18 protein-coding genes are annotated in these 17,527 nt (G+C 63.7%); 16 read left to right on the plus strand and 2 right to left on the minus strand.

From position 1 onward, the window contains the following. The first annotated feature begins 1 nt into the window (after position 1). From rplO to UP09_RS12890, 11 genes are all read left to right on the plus strand, one after another. Entirely contained in the window at positions 2 to 490 is a 489-nt protein-coding gene (rplO, locus tag UP09_RS12840; RefSeq protein WP_044538557.1) for a 50S ribosomal protein L15, read from the plus strand. Between the two features lie 144 nt (positions 491 to 634). Continuing rightward, positions 635 to 1,966 (plus strand): preprotein translocase subunit SecY, encoded by a 1,332-nt coding sequence (gene secY / locus UP09_RS12845; RefSeq protein ID WP_044538558.1) that lies wholly within the window; start codon positions 635 to 637, stop codon positions 1,964 to 1,966. A 12-nt stretch (positions 1,967 to 1,978) separates the two neighbouring features. Next, complete coding sequence (locus tag UP09_RS12850; RefSeq protein WP_044538559.1) at positions 1,979 to 3,181, plus strand: preprotein translocase subunit SecY; 1,203 nt, start codon at positions 1,979 to 1,981, stop codon at positions 3,179 to 3,181. After that, complete coding sequence (locus tag UP09_RS12855) at positions 3,178 to 4,041, plus strand: adenylate kinase (RefSeq protein WP_044538560.1); 864 nt, start codon at positions 3,178 to 3,180, stop codon at positions 4,039 to 4,041. The genes UP09_RS12850 and UP09_RS12855 overlap by 4 nt, the downstream gene beginning before the upstream one ends. Before the next feature lie 182 nt (positions 4,042 to 4,223). Then, positions 4,224 to 4,592, plus strand: coding sequence for a 30S ribosomal protein S13 (gene rpsM, locus UP09_RS12860; RefSeq protein ID WP_044538561.1), 369 nt, complete (start codon positions 4,224 to 4,226; stop codon positions 4,590 to 4,592). A 115-nt stretch (positions 4,593 to 4,707) separates the two neighbouring features. Then, the gene (rpsK, locus tag UP09_RS12865; protein WP_027536798.1) at positions 4,708 to 5,097 is read left to right on the plus strand and encodes a 30S ribosomal protein S11; all 390 of its coding nucleotides are present in this window, start codon (positions 4,708 to 4,710) and stop codon (positions 5,095 to 5,097) included. 119 nt (positions 5,098 to 5,216) lie between these two features. Further along, positions 5,217 to 6,254, plus strand: coding sequence for a DNA-directed RNA polymerase subunit alpha (locus tag UP09_RS12870; protein WP_197082664.1), 1,038 nt, complete (start codon positions 5,217 to 5,219; stop codon positions 6,252 to 6,254). Between the two features lie 158 nt (positions 6,255 to 6,412). Next, positions 6,413 to 6,829: a 50S ribosomal protein L17 gene (gene rplQ / locus UP09_RS12875; protein WP_044538563.1), complete on the plus strand. Its 417-nt coding sequence runs from the start codon at positions 6,413 to 6,415 to the stop codon at positions 6,827 to 6,829. A 132-nt stretch (positions 6,830 to 6,961) separates the two neighbouring features. Beyond that, positions 6,962 to 7,798, plus strand: a complete 837-nt coding sequence (locus tag UP09_RS12880) for a c-type cytochrome (RefSeq protein ID WP_044538564.1) — start codon at positions 6,962 to 6,964, stop codon at positions 7,796 to 7,798. Positions 7,799 to 7,920: 122 nt separating this feature from the next. Then, positions 7,921 to 8,715, plus strand: a complete 795-nt coding sequence (locus UP09_RS12885; RefSeq protein ID WP_044538565.1) for an SDR family NAD(P)-dependent oxidoreductase — start codon at positions 7,921 to 7,923, stop codon at positions 8,713 to 8,715. 8 nt (positions 8,716 to 8,723) lie between these two features. Further along, the gene (locus tag UP09_RS12890) at positions 8,724 to 9,020 is read left to right on the plus strand and encodes a DUF1330 domain-containing protein (RefSeq protein ID WP_044538566.1); all 297 of its coding nucleotides are present in this window, start codon (positions 8,724 to 8,726) and stop codon (positions 9,018 to 9,020) included. A 94-nt stretch (positions 9,021 to 9,114) separates the two neighbouring features. Here UP09_RS12890 and UP09_RS12895 read toward each other — a convergent pair whose 3' ends face one another. Then, positions 9,115 to 10,128 carry a zinc-binding alcohol dehydrogenase family protein gene (locus tag UP09_RS12895; RefSeq protein WP_044538567.1) on the minus strand — a complete coding sequence of 338 codons (1,014 nt, stop codon included), beginning with the start codon at positions 10,126 to 10,128 and terminating at the stop codon, positions 9,115 to 9,117. Positions 10,129 to 10,247: 119 nt separating this feature from the next. Between UP09_RS12895 and UP09_RS12900 the strand changes: the two genes are divergently transcribed. Further along, on the plus strand, positions 10,248 to 10,625 hold the full coding sequence (locus UP09_RS12900) for a winged helix-turn-helix transcriptional regulator (protein ID WP_044538568.1): 378 nt from the start codon (positions 10,248 to 10,250) through the stop codon (positions 10,623 to 10,625). Positions 10,626 to 10,700: 75 nt separating this feature from the next. On the opposite strand, the gene UP09_RS12905 is transcribed toward UP09_RS12900, so the two are convergent. Next, positions 10,701 to 12,311: an OprO/OprP family phosphate-selective porin gene (locus UP09_RS12905; protein WP_044538569.1), complete on the minus strand. Its 1,611-nt coding sequence runs from the start codon at positions 12,309 to 12,311 to the stop codon at positions 10,701 to 10,703. Positions 12,312 to 12,605: 294 nt separating this feature from the next. On the opposite strand from UP09_RS12905, the gene UP09_RS12910 reads away from it, so the two are divergent. From UP09_RS12910 to UP09_RS12925, 4 genes are all read left to right on the plus strand, one after another. Continuing rightward, the gene (locus UP09_RS12910) at positions 12,606 to 14,015 is read left to right on the plus strand and encodes a DegQ family serine endoprotease (RefSeq protein WP_044538570.1); all 1,410 of its coding nucleotides are present in this window, start codon (positions 12,606 to 12,608) and stop codon (positions 14,013 to 14,015) included. A gap of 70 nt (positions 14,016 to 14,085) precedes the next feature. Next, positions 14,086 to 15,369, plus strand: coding sequence for a replication-associated recombination protein A (locus UP09_RS12915; RefSeq protein ID WP_502689049.1), 1,284 nt, complete (start codon positions 14,086 to 14,088; stop codon positions 15,367 to 15,369). Between the two features lie 51 nt (positions 15,370 to 15,420). Further along, positions 15,421 to 16,101, plus strand: coding sequence for a hypothetical protein (locus tag UP09_RS12920; RefSeq protein ID WP_044538572.1), 681 nt, complete (start codon positions 15,421 to 15,423; stop codon positions 16,099 to 16,101). A 162-nt stretch (positions 16,102 to 16,263) separates the two neighbouring features. Continuing rightward, entirely contained in the window at positions 16,264 to 17,463 is a 1,200-nt protein-coding gene (locus UP09_RS12925) for an RluA family pseudouridine synthase (RefSeq protein WP_044538573.1), read from the plus strand. Positions 17,464 to 17,527 lie beyond the last annotated feature (64 nt).

Genomic DNA, 17,527 nt, shown 5'->3' on the forward strand with positions numbered 1-17,527 from the left:
GATGAAGCTCAGCGATATCGCCGACAATGCCGGCTCGCGCAAAAAGCGTATGCGCGTCGGCCGTGGCATCGGTTCGGGCAAGGGCAAGCAGGCAGGCCGCGGCGGCAAGGGCCAGACCGCGCGTTCGGGCGTCCGCATCAAGGGTTTCGAAGGCGGCCAGATGCCGTTGCATCGCCGCCTGCCGAAGCGCGGCTTCAACAACATCTTCCGGCTCGACTTCGCCGAGATCAATCTCGACCGTCTGCAGGACGCAATCGACAGCAAGCTGGTCGACGTGTCCGCCACCGTGAACGTCGAATCGCTGGTCAAGGCCGGCGTGCTGCGCCGCGCCAAGGATGGCCTGCGGCTGCTCGGCCGCGGCGAGATCAAGGCCAAGCTGACGATCGAGGCGCATGGCGCCTCCAAGTCGGCCATTGCCGCGGTCGAAAAGGCCGGCGGCTCGGTCAAGATCCTGGCCCCCGCCAAGAAGGAAGACGGCGAGGCCGCGTAACATCTGCGTCATTGCCCGCCGCGCGCGGGCAATCCGCGGATCGAACGATGGACTTATCGAGGCCGAGCACCAGATAATGTCCGGCGTCTGCCGGTTGCCCCGTTAAGGGGAATCGGCGAAGGGGGCTCCGGGAGAAAGCCGAACATGGTCTCAGCAGCCGAACAACTTGCAGCGAACCTCAATTTCGGAGCGCTGGCGAAGGCCGACGAACTGAAGAAGCGCATCTGGTTCACGCTGGGTGCGCTGCTTGTTTATCGGCTGGGCACCTACATCCCGCTGCCGGGCATCGATCCCAATATCTGGGAGCAGGTGTTCCGCACGCAGGCCGGCGGCATCCTCGGCATGTTCAACATGTTCGCCGGCGGCGGCATCCACCGCATGGCGATCTTCGCACTGAACATCATGCCGTACATCTCGGCATCGATCATCATCCAGCTACTCACGACGGTTTCGCCGCAGCTCGAGGCGCTGAAGAAGGAAGGCGAGTCGGGCCGCAAGACGCTGAACCAGTACACGCGTTACCTGACGGTGATCCTGGCCGCGTTCCAGTCCTACGGCATCGCGGTTGGCCTTGAAGGCGCCGGCAATGTCGTGGCCGATCCCGGCCTGTTCTTCCGGCTCTCGACCGCGATCACGCTGACCGGCGGCACCATGTTCCTGATGTGGCTCGGCGAGCAGATCACCTCGCGCGGCATCGGCAACGGCATTTCGCTGATCATCCTGTCCGGCATCGTCGCCGAGCTGCCCTCGGCGCTCGCCAACATGCTCGAACTCGGCCGCCAGGGCGCGATGTCGACCGGCCTGATCCTGATCGTCATCGTGATGGCGGTCGCCGTGATCGCCTTCATCGTGTTCATGGAGCGGGCCCAGCGCCGGCTTCTGATCCAGTATCCGAAGCGTCAGGTCGGCAACAAGATGTTCGAGGGTCAGTCCTCGCATCTGCCGCTCAAGCTCAACACCTCGGGCGTGATTCCGCCGATCTTCGCCTCGTCGCTGCTGCTGCTGCCGACCACGGTCGCGAACTTCAATGCCGGCAAGGGCCCGGAGTGGTTCCAGTGGATCACCACCCAGCTCGCCCACGGCCGTCCGCTGTTCCTGCTGATGTATCTGGCGTTGATCGTGTTCTTCGCGTTCTTCTACACCGCGATCGTGTTCAACCCGACCGAGACCGCCGACAATCTGAAGAAGCATGGCGGTTTCATCCCCGGTATCCGTCCCGGCGAGCGCACCGCCGAATACATCGACTACGTGCTGTCGCGCATCACGGTGCTGGGCGCGATCTACCTGGCGATCGTCTGTCTGATTCCGGAAATTCTGATTTCCTACGCCTCGGTGCCGTTCTACTTTGGCGGCACCTCGCTTTTGATCGTCGTCAGCGTGACGATGGACACGGTGTCGCAGGTTCAGGGCTATCTGCTCGCTCATCAGTATGAGGGGCTGATCAGGAAGTCGAAGTTGAGAGGCCGCCGTAGATAGAGGCCTCCGCCGATGACCCAGGAGCTCGCGCGCCGCATCGCTATCACGATCGGCGCGTTGCTCATTTTCAGGCTCGGCTGCTATATCCCTCTCGGAGGTATCTCGACCCGGACGGGCCTGCTCTCCTCGTTTCCAGCCTCCCGCGTCTCGATCTTCGCGCTCTCCATCATCCCGTATCTAACCGCCGCGATCATCATCCAGCTCGTCTCGGTGGTATGGGGCAGGGTGAGTGCGCTCGAGCGATCGGGCGAGGCCGGCCGCCGCAGGATTATCGGCTACACATTGATCCTGACGCTGCTGCTTGCAGCGTTCCAGGCTTTCGGCGTCGCATCCGCGTTGCAGGGCATACGGGGCTTCGTTGTCGAGCCGGGCAATTGGTTCCTGGCATCGGCCACCGCAACAATGGTGGGTGGTGTGTTCTTCCTGGTCTGGCTCAGCGAGCAGATCACGCGCCACGGGGTCGGGAACGGCCTTGCGCTCATCTTAAGCGTTGGCATCGTCATTTCATTCCCGGCAGACGTCGCAACGGCCTTCGAGTTGCTGAGACAGGGGGCTGTCTCCAGCAACCTCGTGCTGTTCAACACCGTGCTCTGGATTGCACTTGTCGCGGTGATGGTCCTCGTCGAAACGGCGCGGCGGAACGTGCCCGTGCAATACGCCGCTCGGCAGGTCGGAAAGCGGCTGCTTGCTCCGCGTTCCTCGGCACTATCGATCAAGCTCAACAACGCCGGGTTCCTGATCCCAACGATCGTGGCGCCCTGGATCTTCTATCTGCCGCTGGTTGCCGCGAGCTTTCTGTTCGGTCAGACGCCGTGGCTGGCTGCGGCTGGCGCGCACATCCGGTTCGGCCAGCCAGTGCACGTCATTCTCGGATCTATCGCGGTCTTCGTGCTCATCTTCATCTATACGGCCCGTGTGCTGGATCCCGAGCAGGCCGCCGAAACCCTGAAGGGGCAGGGCGGCGTGGTCGAAGGCATCATGCCGGGCGAGGCGACCGCCGACCATCTCGATCGCATCGCCTCGTTGACGACCGTCGTCGGAGCCGTCTACCTCGTTGCGGTATCGCTGATTCCGGAGGGCCTTCTGGCAATCGGAATAGCGCTACCCTATAAAATCGGTGGTGGTTCGGTGCTGATTGTGGTTTGCACTATTCTTGACCTAAAAAAGCAGGTGCGCGATCGATCGCTCACCAATCGCGGGGGCGAACGCATATGAGACTGATTCTTCTCGGACCGCCGGGCTCGGGCAAGGGAACGCAGGCACAGCGGCTGGTGCACAAGCACGGCATCGTTCAACTTTCGACCGGCGAAATGCTGCGCGCCGCGGTCGCCGCCGGCACCCCGATCGGCTTGCAGGCCAAGGAGATCATGGCCAATGGCGGTCTGGTGCCCGACGAGGTGGTGGTGGGAATCATCGCCGACCGCATCGACGAGCCCGACGCCAAGAAGGGTTTTATTCTCGACGGATTTCCGCGCACCGTTCCGCAGGCGGCAGCCCTTGATGAGCTCCTGAGGAAGAAGCACCTGAAGCTCGATGCCGTCGTCGAGCTGCGGGTCAACGAGAGCGCGTTGCTGGCGCGTGTCGAGAAGCGCGCCGAGGAGACCCGGGCGCGCGGTGAGGAGGTCCGGCTCGACGATACGCCGGAAGTGCTGACCAAGCGCCTCGCGCAGTACCGGTCGCTGACCGAGCCGCTGATTCACTACTATTCCGAGCGGCGGAAGCTCCTGACGGTCGATGGCATGATGGCCATCGAGCACGTCACCCGCGAGATCAACCGAATCCTGGGGGCGATCGGCGCGCTGGAGCCGAAGGACGAGGAACCGGCCAAGGCAGCAAAAAAACCCGCCGGGAAAGCGTCCAAAAAAACGTCCAAGGCCGTCGAAAAGGCCCCCAAGACAGCCAAAAAGGCCGCCAAACCGGCCCGAAAGGCCGCCAAGGGGGCTGCCAAGGCCAAGGTTGCGAAGAAATCGGTCAAAAAGGCTGCCAAGGCCGCAAAGACCGCAAGTGCCCGGAAGGGTGCAAAAGCCGCCAAAAAGCCTGCAAAAAAGCTCACGAAAAAGCGAGCTAAACGCTAGCAGAGGTTGACGAAACCGACATGAATCCTTTAATAAGCCCCGCATCCAAGTCGGATAGTTCAGACGATGCCGGGCCCCAAGGAATCTGAGGGGACGGGCGTCGTGTTCGCGTTTGCGGACCCTGCCCGAGATAGCAAGAACTTAAAGTCCGGTTCGAGAGACCGGCGACAGGAGAGAAGTCCGTGGCCCGTATCGCCGGCGTGAACATTCCCACCAACAAGCGCGTGCTGATCGCGCTTCAGTACATCCATGGCATCGGCCAGAAGAACGCGGCCGAGATCGTGGAGAAGGTCAAGATTCCGCTGGACCGTCGCGTCAACCAGTTGACCGACCAGGAAGTCCTGCAGATCCGTGAAGTCATCGACCGCGACTATCTGGTCGAGGGCGATCTCCGTCGTGAGGTCGGCATCAACATCAAGCGGCTAATGGACCTTGGCTGCTATCGCGGCCTGCGTCATCGCCGTGGTCTGCCGGTGCGCGGCCAGCGCACCCACACCAATGCGCGTACGCGCAAGGGCCCGGCCAAGGCGATCGCCGGCAAGAAGAAGTAAGTTTTGCGAATTGTGGATGGGGGGTAGCGAATCAATATTCGCTACTCGCCATTCGCGTTTTGAGGTGTAGCCGCTGGCACTACGGCGGCGTTTGAGATCACAGGAAAGGTTTGAAATGGGCAAGGACGCCACCCGCATACGTCGTCGCGAACGCAAGAACATCGCATCCGGCATCGCGCACGTGAATTCATCGTTCAACAACACGACCATCACCATCACTGACGCGCAGGGCAACACCATCGCCTGGTCGTCGGCCGGAACGATGGGCTTCAAGGGCTCGCGCAAGTCGACCCCCTATGCTGCACAGGTCGCGGCCGAGGACGTTTCCAAGAAGGCGCAGGAACACGGCATGCGCACGCTGGAGGTCGAAGTGGCCGGCCCGGGTTCGGGCCGCGAATCGGCGCTTCGCGCGCTGCAGGCTGCGGGCTTCACCGTCACCTCGATCCGCGACGTGACCACGATCCCGCACAATGGCTGCCGTCCGCGCAAGCGCCGGCGCGTTTGATTAAAGTCGCGGGCGGCCGCGACGTTAACTTGGCCGCTCGCGATTGTTTTTGGAATTGACCGCGCGGACTATTCCGCGACCTCCAACGCCAGCTACGGCCATTCGACCGGCCCGAACGACTGGCAAAGGGTGAACCAGTGACGATCCAGAAAAATTGGCAAGAACTCATTCGACCGAACAAGCTGCAGGTGACGCCGGGCTCGGACGCGAGCCGGTTCGCCACCGTCGTCGCCGAGCCGCTCGAGCGCGGCTTCGGCCAGACCCTCGGCAACGCGCTGCGCCGCATCCTGTTGTCCTCGCTGCAGGGCGCGGCGGTGCAGTCGGTGCATATCGACGGCGTGCTGCACGAGTTCTCCTCGATCGCTGGCGTTCGTGAGGACGTCACCGACATCGTGCTCAACATCAAGGACATCGCGATCAAGATGCAGGGCGAAGGCCCCAAGCGCATGGTCGTGAAGAAGCAGGGCCCGGGTGCCGTCACCGCCGGCGACATCCAGACCGTCGGCGATGTCGTGGTGCTCAATCCGGATCTGCAGATCTGCACGCTCGATGACGGCGCCGAGATTCGCATGGAATTCACCGTTGCGACCGGCAAGGGCTACGTCGCCGCCGAGCGCAACCGTCCCGAGGACGCGCCGATCGGCCTGATCCCGGTCGACAGCCTGTTCTCGCCGGTCCGCAAGGTCTCCTACAAGGTCGAGAACACCCGCGAGGGCCAGATCCTCGACTACGACAAGCTGACCATGACGATCGAGACCAACGGCGCGATCACACCGGAGGATTCCGTGGCCTACGCCGCGCGCATCCTGCAGGATCAGCTCAACGTGTTCGTCAACTTCGAGGAGCCGCGCAAGGAAGTCGCGCAGGAGATCATCCCCGATCTCGCCTTCAACCCGGCGTTCCTCAAGAAGGTCGACGAGCTCGAGCTGTCGGTGCGTTCGGCAAACTGCCTGAAGAACGACAACATTGTCTACATCGGCGATCTCGTGCAGAAGTCGGAAGCGGAAATGCTCCGTACCCCGAACTTCGGCCGCAAGTCGCTGAACGAGATCAAGGAAGTGCTGGCCCAGATGGGTCTGCACCTCGGCATGGAAGTGCCGGGCTGGCCGCCGGAGAACATCGACGAGCTCGCCAAGCGCTTCGAGGATCACTACTGATTGTCATTCCGGGGCGATGCGCAGCATCGAACCCGGAATCTCGAGATTCCGGATCGCCGCTTCGCGACGTCCGGAATGACCAGGGCGAACGCAGGCAGCCCACCTGAGCAACATGTCCGACGAACCGTCGCGACGAATGGAATCCAAGGAATAGCAAAATGCGTCACGGCAAGGTTCATCGGAAGCTCAACCGCACTGCCGAGCATCGCCGCGCGATGTTCGCCAATATGTGCGCCGCGCTGATCAAGCACGAGCAGATCGTCACCACGCTGCCGAAGGCCAAGGAGCTGCGGCCGATCGTCGAGAAGCTCGTCACCCTCGGCAAGAAGGGCGGTCTCTCGATGCGTCGCCAGGCCATCTCCGAGATGCGCGACAAGGATCAGGTCAGGAAGCTGTTCGACACCCTGGCCCCCCGCTACAAGGACCGCCAGGGCGGCTACACCCGCATCATCAAGGCAGGCTTCCGCTACGGCGACAACGCTCCGATGGCCGTGATCGAGTTCGTCGACCGCGACGTCGATGCCAAGGGCAAGGATTCCGGTCCGGTGCAGGAAAAGGAAGCCGAGGCGGCGTAAGCCTTTGCAGCGTAAGCCTTGGCAGAGTGAATTTCAGAAGCGGCGCCATCGAGCGCCGCTTTTTTTTTGAGCTGCGACTGCGCCATCGAGCGCTGCGGATATTTGATGATTTGAATTGGCCGGGGGGCTTCAATGAGGATTGTCTTTGCGATCACGCTGGCGCTGTCGATCTCGCCGGCAACAGGCGAAACCCTGATCGAGCGCGGCGCCTATCTCGCCAACAGCGTGATGGCCTGCCATGGTTGTCACACCCCACGCGGACCTCAGGGCTTTGATTTCTCGCGCGCGTTGTCAGGCGGACAGACGTTCGATGAGCCGGCCTTCAAGGTGACGGGCGCCAACATCACGCCTGACAAGGAGACCGGGATCGGCAACTGGACCGATGCCGAGCTGAAGCGATTTTTCGTGAGCGGCACCCGGCCGAACGGGACGGCGGTCGCGCCGATCATGCCGACCGAGTTCTACACGGTGCTCACGGCACGGGATCTCGATGCACTGGTGGCGTATCTGCGATCGGTACCGCCAGTTCACCGCGAAATCCCGGCGCCGGAATATCGGACGGCCGCACAACCGGAAACGCCGCCCTACGCCGGCGTTCAGATGACCGACGCCGCGATGACCGACCAGATTTCGCGCGGCCGTTATCTCCTGACCATTGCCCATTGCCTCGAATGTCATACGCCGGAAAGCCCGTCTGCCGCCCACGATTTCGCGGCGTCGAGCGGCAAAGGAGGCCGAAGAATCCAGGGGCCGTGGGGCGAAGTGGTCTCCGCCAATATCACCGCGCATCCGGTGTCCGGTCTCGGCCAATGGAGTGACGATGAGATCAAGCGCGCCGTAACCCAGGGCATCGCGCGCGATGGACGCAAGCTCAAGCCGCCGATGGCCTATGCGGCCTACGCCACCATGACGGCGCAGGACCTGGATGCCATCGTTGCGTTTCTCAGGACGCTGCCGCCGCTGGAATAGTTGGGCCTCACGCGAGGCCGGACTGACGGCCCCTGATTCGTGCATCTGCCCTGCCTATGCCCCGGTTGCAGCGGCGCGATCGCGAACAGATATCTCCTCCAGCACTAACAGGAGACCTCCCCATGAAAATCGACCTTTCCGGAAAGACTGCGCTGGTAACGGGCTCGACCGCGGGCATCGGCAATGCCATCGCAAAGGGCCTGGCTGCGACCGGGGCGGAGGTCGTGATCAACAGCCGCGGCCAGGCCAAGGTCGATTCGGCTGTTGCGGCGATCGCCAGGGCGGTGCCCGGCAGCAAAGTGCGCGGCATTGCCGCCGACGTCTCCACCGCCGCCGGCTGCAAGGCGCTGCTGGCGGCGCTGCCGCAGGTCGACATCCTCGTCAACAATGCCGGCATCTTCGAGCCGAAAGACTTCTTCGACATTCCCGACGAGGACTGGAGCCGCTTCTTCGAGGTCAATGTGATGTCGGGCGTACGGCTGTCGCGCGGCTACATGCAGGGCATGCTGAAACGCAATTGGGGCCGCATCGTCTTCATCTCCTCGGAGTCCGGGCTCAACATCCCGACCGAGATGATGCATTACGGCATGACCAAGACCGCGCAGCTTGCGATCGCGCGCGGGCTCGCGCAATTGACCCGTGGCACCGCTGTGACCGTGAATTCCGTGCTGCCGGGCCCGACCATGTCGGAGGGCGTGGAAACCTTCGTCAAGGATCTCGCCAGGCAGAACGGCCAGTCGGTCGAAGAGGCGGCCGCCAACTTCGTCAAGCAGCACCGGCCGACCTCGCTGCTGCAGCGTTTCGCCAGCACCGAGGAGATCGCCAATCTCGTGGTCTATGTCTGCTCGAAAGAAGCATCCGCAACCAACGGCGCCGCGCTCCGCGCCGAAGGCGGCATCGTCAACACGATTGCATGAGGTGCGCGATGTCGGCCTATGTGATTTCTGAAGTGGACGTCAAGGACGCCGCAGGTTTTGAGGCCTATCGTACCATCGCTGCGAAAGCGATCGCGCAATATGGCGGGCGCTATCTCGTGCGCGGCGGTGCCGCTGACATCGCCGAAGGCGGGCCGCCGCCGAACAACATCATCGTTGTCGAATTCCCGTCGATGGCACGCCTGCGCGAATGGTACGCGTCGCCGGAATATGCCGAGGCGCTCAAGCATCGGCGGACCGCGTTGGACCGCCGATTGATTTTTGTCGAGGGCGTACCGGCGATTTGAGATCGTAGGATGGGTAGAGCGTAGCGAAACCCATCACCTCATTTCGTCGCAAGCCAAGGATGGGTTTCGCTACGCTCTACCCATCCTACGGAATCTACCAACCCTCCAGCACGATCTTGCCGCGCGACTTGCCGCTCTCGAGCAGCGCGTGCGCGCGCTTCAAATTGGCGGCGTTGATGGTGCCGAAGGTCTGGTCGAGCGTGGTGCGCAGCACGCCCTTGTCGATGAGGTCGGCGACATCGTTGAGCAGATGATTCTGTGCGATCATGTCAGGCGTCTGGAACGACGAGCGCGTGAACATCGATTCCCAGTGCACCGACACCGCCTTGCCCTTGAATGCGGCGACGTTGAACTCCGCCGGATCGTCGATCAGTCCGAACTTGCCCTGCGGTGCGATGAAATCGGCGATGCTCTTGTAGTGCTGCTCGGTGAAGGTGAGGCTGGCGACGAGGCCGACCGGCGGCAGCTTTAATTTTTCGATCTGCTCCTTCATCGGCTGCGAATGATCGATCACAGCATGCGCACCGAGATCGAGGCACCATTTCTGCGACTCCGGCCGCGTCGCGGTCGCAACCACGGTGAGGCCGGTGAGGCGGCGCGCAAGCTGGATCAGGATCGAGCCGACGCCGCCGGCGCCGCCGGTGATCAGCAGCGTGCGCGGATCGAGGCTCTTGCCCGGCACCGCGCCGAGCCGGTCGAACAGCAATTCCCAGGCGGTGATCGAGGTCAGCGGCAGCGCGGCTGCCTGCGCGAACGACAGCGATGACGGCTTCTTCCCGACGATGCGCTCATCGACCAGATGAAATTCCGAATTGGTGCCTTGGCGCTGGATCGAGCCGGCATAAAACACCTCGTCGCCCGGCTTGAACAGGCTGACATCGGGACCGACCGCGTCGACGACGCCGGCGGCGTCGAAGCCGAGGATCTTGGTGTCGCCCTCCGGCGGAGCCACGCGCTTTCGAACCTTGTAGTCGACCGGATTGGCCGAGATGGCTTTCACCGCGACTCTGATGTCGCGGCCCTTCGGCTCAGGTTTGGCGATCTCGAAATCAACGAGCGACTCCGCGGCCTCGATCGGCAGCGATTTTTGGTATCCGACGGCCTTCATGCCTTGTCTCCTGGGTGGCGGCGATTGCCTGCCATCTAACTTGCGCGCTGGCTTCAATTTGGCAAGTACTGTACGTTTGGGGAACTAGTCCCCATTTTGATACTATTGGGAAAAAGGCGATGAAACGGAAGAATTTTGCGCGCCGGCCGGGCTGCGCGGTCGAGGCAGCGCTCGACCTGATCGACGGCAAATGGAAGGGCGTGATCCTGTTTCATCTGCAGGGCGGCACCCAGCGCTTCGGCGAGTTGCGGCGGCGGATGCCGGGCATCACCCAGCGCATGCTGACCAAGCAGCTGCGCGCGCTGGAGGACGACAATCTCGTGATCCGCAAGGTCTATGCCGAGGTGCCGCCGCGGGTCGAATACACGCTGTCCGAGCTCGGCGAGAGCCTGCGCCCGGTGATCGATATCCTGAAAGCCTGGGGCGAGAGCCATCAGGAGCGGCTGTCCTGCGCGCCGACGCCGGACGCGGTGCGGAAGCCGAAGCAGGCGGCCTGAGCCGCGCCGCGATCGAAACCGTGACCGGGAGCAGGGTGCCGCTCCCGGCCTTATTATGACTGGCCACCGGCCGCGTCAGAACGCGACCTGGGTCCGCATCGCCACCGCGTCGAACCTGGAGCCAGTATCCGCGGTCGAGATCGACGATGCCTGCTTGGAGATGTCGCCATGCAGATAGTTCAACATGAAGCGGACGTTGCCGTTGACGTACCAGTTCAGCGCGGCGGTGTAGATGGTCTGCCGTCCGCCCGCGATACCGGCCGCCGTGGCGAGCTGATCGTTGAGGTTCATCTGGCTCACGCGTCCGGCGATTTCCCAGGCGCCCCAGCCGCCGCCGGCCAGCGAGAACGGATCCGCCGGCTTGATGCCGCTGTAGGAGGCCGTCGCCGGATTGTAGGCGTGCGTCTCGCCGGTCAGCACGTAGCCGACCTGCGCATAACCGCCGTCGAATTTCAGGCTCGACGCGCCGAACGGCGGCAGGCCGGTATTCGCAGTGCGGTCGACATTGAACCAATAGTACTCGCCCTGCGCGATGAACGAGCCATAGGTCGCCGCCGCTTCAACGCCGTAGACCTGCGCCCCCGAGACGTTGGCGATCGCACCCGTCGAAATCAGCGTCGTCGGATCGATGCGTAGCTCGGGCCGGTCGCTCAGCGTAAGCGTCTGCGCCTGCGTCACCAGGTTGCGCGGCGGCTGGATCAACCACTCCGCATCGGCGCCGATATGCACGGAGTAGTTCTTGCCGCTGATCGGGTTGCCGGCGATACGGACGACTCCGCCATATTGCTCCGACGTTCCGGGCGGCGAGACGTTGGACGCGGAGTGGATCGCGCCCGTGGTCGGTCCGGTCACATAGCCGCCGGCCCAGAGCTGATCGTTCCACCAGCGGGTGCCGAAGGCCGCGCGGAAGTCACCGGCTGCGACGTTTTGTGCGATGATGCCAGCCGAGGCACGCTCCATGAACAGAATGTCGTTGGAACTGGTGGATTCGTCCATCGTCCAGGCCAGGTCCATGATGCCGCCTTCGATCGCCATCTTGCCGCCGAACGGCTTGAAGCCGGTGTAGCTTAGATAGGCGTTTTCGACGCCCGATGTCGCGCCGCCGGGAAGGAATCCGACGGCGGTGGCGCCGGCGGCACCGGTGCCGCCGAAGCCGTCGGCCGTGCCGCCGAAATCGTAGATCAGCGCATAATTCCAGTCGCCGAAGAACTTGCCGACGACACCGATGCGCGCGCGGCGGAGATTCTCGCCGTCGTCGAGCTTCTGCGGCGACGTCCCGGCCGTGTCGGGACGATAATTGTAGCCGCCGACATCCCAGTGCACGCGGCTCGTGATTGCGATGCAATTCTGCTCGTCGGCGGTGCAGATCGTCGGCCGGTTGTTCGGCATCGTCACCACGACCCCGAACGGCGCGACCGGACCCTTGACTGGAAGGGCGGCGTTGGCGTTCGCAACGGTCGCGACCTTTGCGTCCGCTGCCTTCGCGTGGGCGTTGGCGGTGGCCGCGGTCGCGGCGTTCGCGTTGGTCTGCTGCTGCAGCTTGTCGAGCTTCTGCTCCAGCATGTGCAGCTGCTGCTTGAGCAGCGCGATCTCCGCGTCACTGCCGGCCGATTCCGAATGAGCCGGCGAGGCGGCCAGAGCCCCTGCCAAGCCTATGACGATTGCACCAACCCTTGTCGCGCCCATGTTATGCTCCCCTGTTGCGTTGGAATTCCCCACTCACTGAAACCTTAGTCGTAGAAGTGCATCGTGACTGACGCACGACAGCGCACGAAGCGATGACGGTTCCGCTTGTTGTACACACGCAACAGGCGAGGCCGCGCAGTGAGATGACATCGATCATATAAGCTTGGCGGTGGCCTGCAATCCGTCTGTGACGAGTTTTGCACCGGGTGGCCGGGGTACGAGATATTGAGCGGGATACCCTTCAATTGCCCCATGAAGGGGCCTATATTCCGGCGTTTTCCGCGAGAGGTGAGAATGCTGCGATCTGCCCGCTTTGCCGCTATTGCCGTCCTTTGCACGCTGACCTTCTCGGCGAGTCTTTGCCACGCCCAGACGCAGGACCGCCGCGTGCCGTCCTCGCAGGCGGAACTGCGGCTGTCCTATGCGCCGATTGTGCAGCGGGTGCAGCCGGCGGTGGTCAATGTCTACGCCGCCAAGATGGTGCAGAACCGCAATCCGCTGCTGGACGATCCGATCTTCCGCCGCTTCTTCGGCGTGCCGGGACAGCAGCCCGAGCAGATGCAGCGTTCGCTCGGCTCCGGCGTAATGGTCGATGCGTCCGGCCTCGTCGTGACGAACAATCACGTGATCGAGGGCGCCGACCAGGTCAAGGTCTCGCTCGCCGACAAGCGCGAATACGAGGCCGAGATCGTGCTGAAGGACAGCCGCACCGACCTTGCGGTGCTCAGGCTGAAAGACACCAAGGAGAAATTCACGACGCTCGACTTCGCCAATTCCGACGAGCTGTTGGTCGGCGATGTCGTGCTCGCGATCGGCAATCCGTTCGGCGTCGGCCAGACCGTCACGCACGGCATCATCTCGGCGCTGGCGCGCACCCAGGTCGGGATCACCGACTACCAGTTCTTCATCCAGACCGATGCCGCGATCAATCCCGGCAATTCCGGCGGCGCGCTGGTCGACATGACCGGCCGGCTCGCCGGCATCAACACCGCGATCTTCTCGCGCTCCGGCGGCTCGCAGGGCATCGGCTTTGCCATCCCTGCCAACATGGTGCGCGTGGTGGTGGCCTCCGCCAAGAGCGGCGGCAAGGCGGTGAAGCGGCCGTGGCTCGGCGCGCGCCTGCAGGCCGTGACGCCCGAGATCGCCGAGACGCTGGGGCTGAAGCTGCCGAGCGGGGCGCTGGTCGCCAATGTCGCGCCGAACAGCCCGGCGGCGCGGGCGGGGCTGAAACTCTCCGACCTGATTGTCGCGATCGACGGCCAGGCCATCGATGATCCCAATGCGTTCGATTATCGCTTTGCGACCCGTCCGCTCGGCGGCAGCGCGCAGATCGACGTGCAGCGCGGCGGCAAGGCCGTGAAGCTCACCGTGGCGCTGGAGACCGCACCCGACACCGACCGCGACGAGATCGTGCTGACCGCGCGGTCGCCGTTCCAGGGCGCCAGGGTCGCCAACATCTCGCCTGCGGTGGCCGATGAGCTGCATCTCGATGCCGGTGCCGAGGGTGTCGTGGTGACCGATCTCGCCGACGACGGTACCGCAGCCAGTGTCGGCTTCCAGAAGGGCGACATCATCCTCGCGGTCAACAATGAGAAGATCACTCGGACCAGCGACCTCGACAAGGCCTCGAAGACCGGGACGCGGGTCTGGCGCATCACGCTGGTGCGCGGTGGCCAGCAGATCAACGTGACGCTCGGCGGATGAGCCCCAAAGTGAGCCGCAAGTGAGCCCAAAGCAACCGCGCGACGCTGCCAATTTGTTCGCCGCGGCGGGGATGGAGCAGGACGCTCCGCGACCGCTGCCGGACCGGCTGCGCCCGCGATCGCTCGCCGATGTCGTCGGTCAGGACCATATCCTCGGTCCCGACGGCGCGCTGACCCGCATGCTGGAGACACGCACGCTGGGCTCGCTGGTGTTCTGGGGACCTCCGGGCACAGGCAAGACCACGGTGGCGCGGCTATTGGCCGATGCCACCGAGCTGCATTTCGAGCAAATCTCGGCGGTGTTCTCCGGCGTTGCCGACCTCAAGAAGGTGTTCGACGCTGCGCGCGCCCGCCGCGAGACCGGCAAGGGCACGTTGTTGTTCGTCGACGAGGTGCATCGCTTCAACCGCGCGCAGCAGGATTCCTTTCTGCCCGTGATGGAAGATGGCACGGTGGTGCTGGTCGGCGCCACCACGGAAAATCCGTCGTTCGAGCTCAACGCGGCGCTCTTGTCGCGCGCGCGCGTGCTGGTGTTTCACTCGCTCGATTCCTCTGCGATCGAAAAACTGTTCGCCAATGCCGAGAAGATCGAGGGCAGGGCGCTGCCGCTCGATGCGGAAGCCCGCGCGGTGCTGGTGCGGATGGCCGATGGCGACGGCCGCGCGTCGCTGACCCTGGCGGAGGAGGTCTGGCGGGCCGCGCGCAAGGACGAGGTGTTCAACGCCGAGCAGTTGCAGGAGATCCTGCAGCGCCGTGCGCCGATCTACGACAAGTCCGCCGACGGTCATTACAATCTGATCTCGGCGCTGCACAAGTCGGTGCGCGGCTCGGATCCGGACGCTGCGCTGTATTATCTCGCCCGCATGTTCGATGCCGGCGAGGATCCGCTGTTCCTGGCGCGGCGCGTGGTGCGGATGGCGGTGGAGGACATCGGGCTTGCCGATCCGCAGGCGCTCGCGGTCTGCAACGCCGCCAAGGACGCCTATGACTTCCTCGGCTCGCCGGAGGGTGAGCTCGCGATCGCGCAGGCCGTGATCTATCTTGCCACCGCGCCGAAATCGAACGCAGCCTACGCCGCGTTTGGCGCTGCGATGCAGGCGGCGAAGCAGAATGGCTCGCTGCTGCCGCCGAAGCACATCCTGAATTCGCCGACCAAATTGATGAAGTCCGAGGGCTACGGCTCGGGCTATCAATACGACCACGACATGCCCGACGCGTTCTCCGGCCAGGACTACTTCCCGGAGGCGATGGGGCGCCAGACCTTCTACGATCCGCCCGACCGCGGTTTTGAACGCGAGATCCGCAAGCGGCTGGACTATTGGGCCAAGCTGCGGGCGCAGCGCGGAAACGGCTGACACTTCCCTGAAATAGCCTTATGATATACCGGCAACCTCTGGAGGTGCCGCGTGGATAATGTCTGGCTGACCGCTGCCATCGTCGGCGTGCCACTTCTCGCCGGTCTTGGTTTGGTCGGGGCATTGGTGCGCAGGATCCTCAACAATCCTGACATCCCCAATGGCGTCGCAGCCGTGCTTGGTGTTGCGGCGTTGCTGTGCGTCGCGCCGACCATCCTCAATCTCGCCATCAAGCTGCCCGGCGGCACCGAAGTCAGCCTGGTCAGGGAACAGCTGCAGACGCAGACCCAGCAGATCAAGGCCGATGTCGGCGAGCAGGGGGCCGACGTCAAGGGACAGATCGTGGCATTGCGCCGCCGCGTCGAGGCGCTCGAAAAAACGACCAGGGTTGCCGCGACGCCCGCCGCCGCGCCGGCGGAAACCGACGTCAACAAGAACAAGGTCGTCGTCGTCCTCTATGTCGCCGAGCAAAAGGACCTGGCGAAGCAGATGCAGGACTATTTGCTGCAGCAGGGCTATAGCGCCAACGCGGTCTATACCGATTTCGCCGAGCTCAGCGATGCCAACCACCTCGCATCAGGCACCGTTGCGTTCGTCTCGGCCGAAAGCAACTCTTCGCTGCGCAACGATGTCGAGAAGGTGCTGCGCACCAAGTTTCCGCAGGTGCAAACGGCCGTCGACGCCAGTTCGCCGAAGATCACCAGCGGCGCGATCCAGGTACGGTTGTTCTGAGCGCGCCGCCACGGCCGATCTGGCGCATCCCATTCGAGCGCTCCCCGATTCAAGCCTGTTTAGCCCAGCATCGCCTACTCTGGCGCGGAATTTGTACCGATTCGCCGTGACGATTCGCGGCATTTGCGCTACCCAACGGCTTAACTTCGGAGTTCCAACCCCATGAGCCGCCGCGTCAAAAGACCTCTCCGCCCAGCGGGCGATCGCCCCAAGGGCGCGCGTCCCTATCGCGGCTCGACAGCCGAGCGCGCGTCGGCGCACCGTCCGGGCGGCAAGCCGCCGGTGCCGCGCTTTGCGGCCGCGCCGCCGCGCGCGGCCAAGCCATTTGTGCCGGAACCTGAGAAAGTCGTCGCCGAGCCGCCGCCGTTGCCGACCAAGGTCCAGACCGTCGTCGTGACGGCGGATGAGAACAACATGCGGGTCGATCGCTTTCTCGAGGCGCGTTTCCCCGGCCTGTCGTTTTCCCACATCCAGCGCATCGTTCGCAAAGGCGAGTTGCGCGTCAACGGCAAGCGCGCCGACAGCAAGGACCGGCTCGAAGAAGGCCAAAGCGTCCGCATTCCGCCGCTGAAGCTCGACACGCCCAAGGTGGCCGGCAGCCTCTCCGAAGCGGCCAAGAAGACTCTTCAGGACCTCAAGGACATGATCCTGTTCGAAGACGCCGACGTGATGGTGCTGAACAAGCCCGCGGGTCTGGCGGTCCAGGGCGGCTCCGGCATCACGCGCAATGTCGACGACATGCTGGAGGTGATGCGCGATGCCAAGGGACAGAAGCCTCGGCTGGTGCATCGCCTCGACCGGGAGACTTCGGGCTGCCTGGTGATTGCCAAGACGCGCTTTGCCGCGACCGCATTGACCGGCTCGTTCCGGCATCGCTCGGCGCGAAAAATCTACTGGGCGCTGGTCGCGGGCGTGCCGAAGCCGAAGCAGGGCCGCATCTCGACCTATCTCGCCAAGGAGGAGAGCGAGGACGACACCATCATGCGGATCGCAGCGCATGGCGATGAGGGCGCAAGCCACGCCGTGACCTACTATGCGCTGGTCGAGGCGTCGGCAGCGAAGCTCGCCTGGGTGTCGCTCAAACCGGTGACCGGCCGCACCCACCAGCTGCGTGCTCACATGGCGCATATCAATCACGCGATCGTGGGCGATCCCAAATACTTCAACAAGGAGAACTGGCAGCTGCCCGGCGGCATGCAAAACCGGCTGCATCTGCTGGCGCGCCGCATCGTGATTCCGCATCCGCGCGGCGGCGTGATCGATGCGAGCGCACCGCTGCCGCCACATATGCTGCAATCCTGGAATCTGCTTGGGCTCGAGGCCGACCGGTTCGATCCGATCGAGAACGCCCCCGAGGAGTGACCGGCTGCTGCCGGCGCTGAATATACTCCGCACAGAGCAACAACGATCAAACGGCGTCGAACGC

This window comes from Bradyrhizobium sp. LTSP885 (assembly GCF_000938305.1).
Taxonomy (GTDB): domain Bacteria; phylum Pseudomonadota; class Alphaproteobacteria; order Rhizobiales; family Xanthobacteraceae; genus Bradyrhizobium.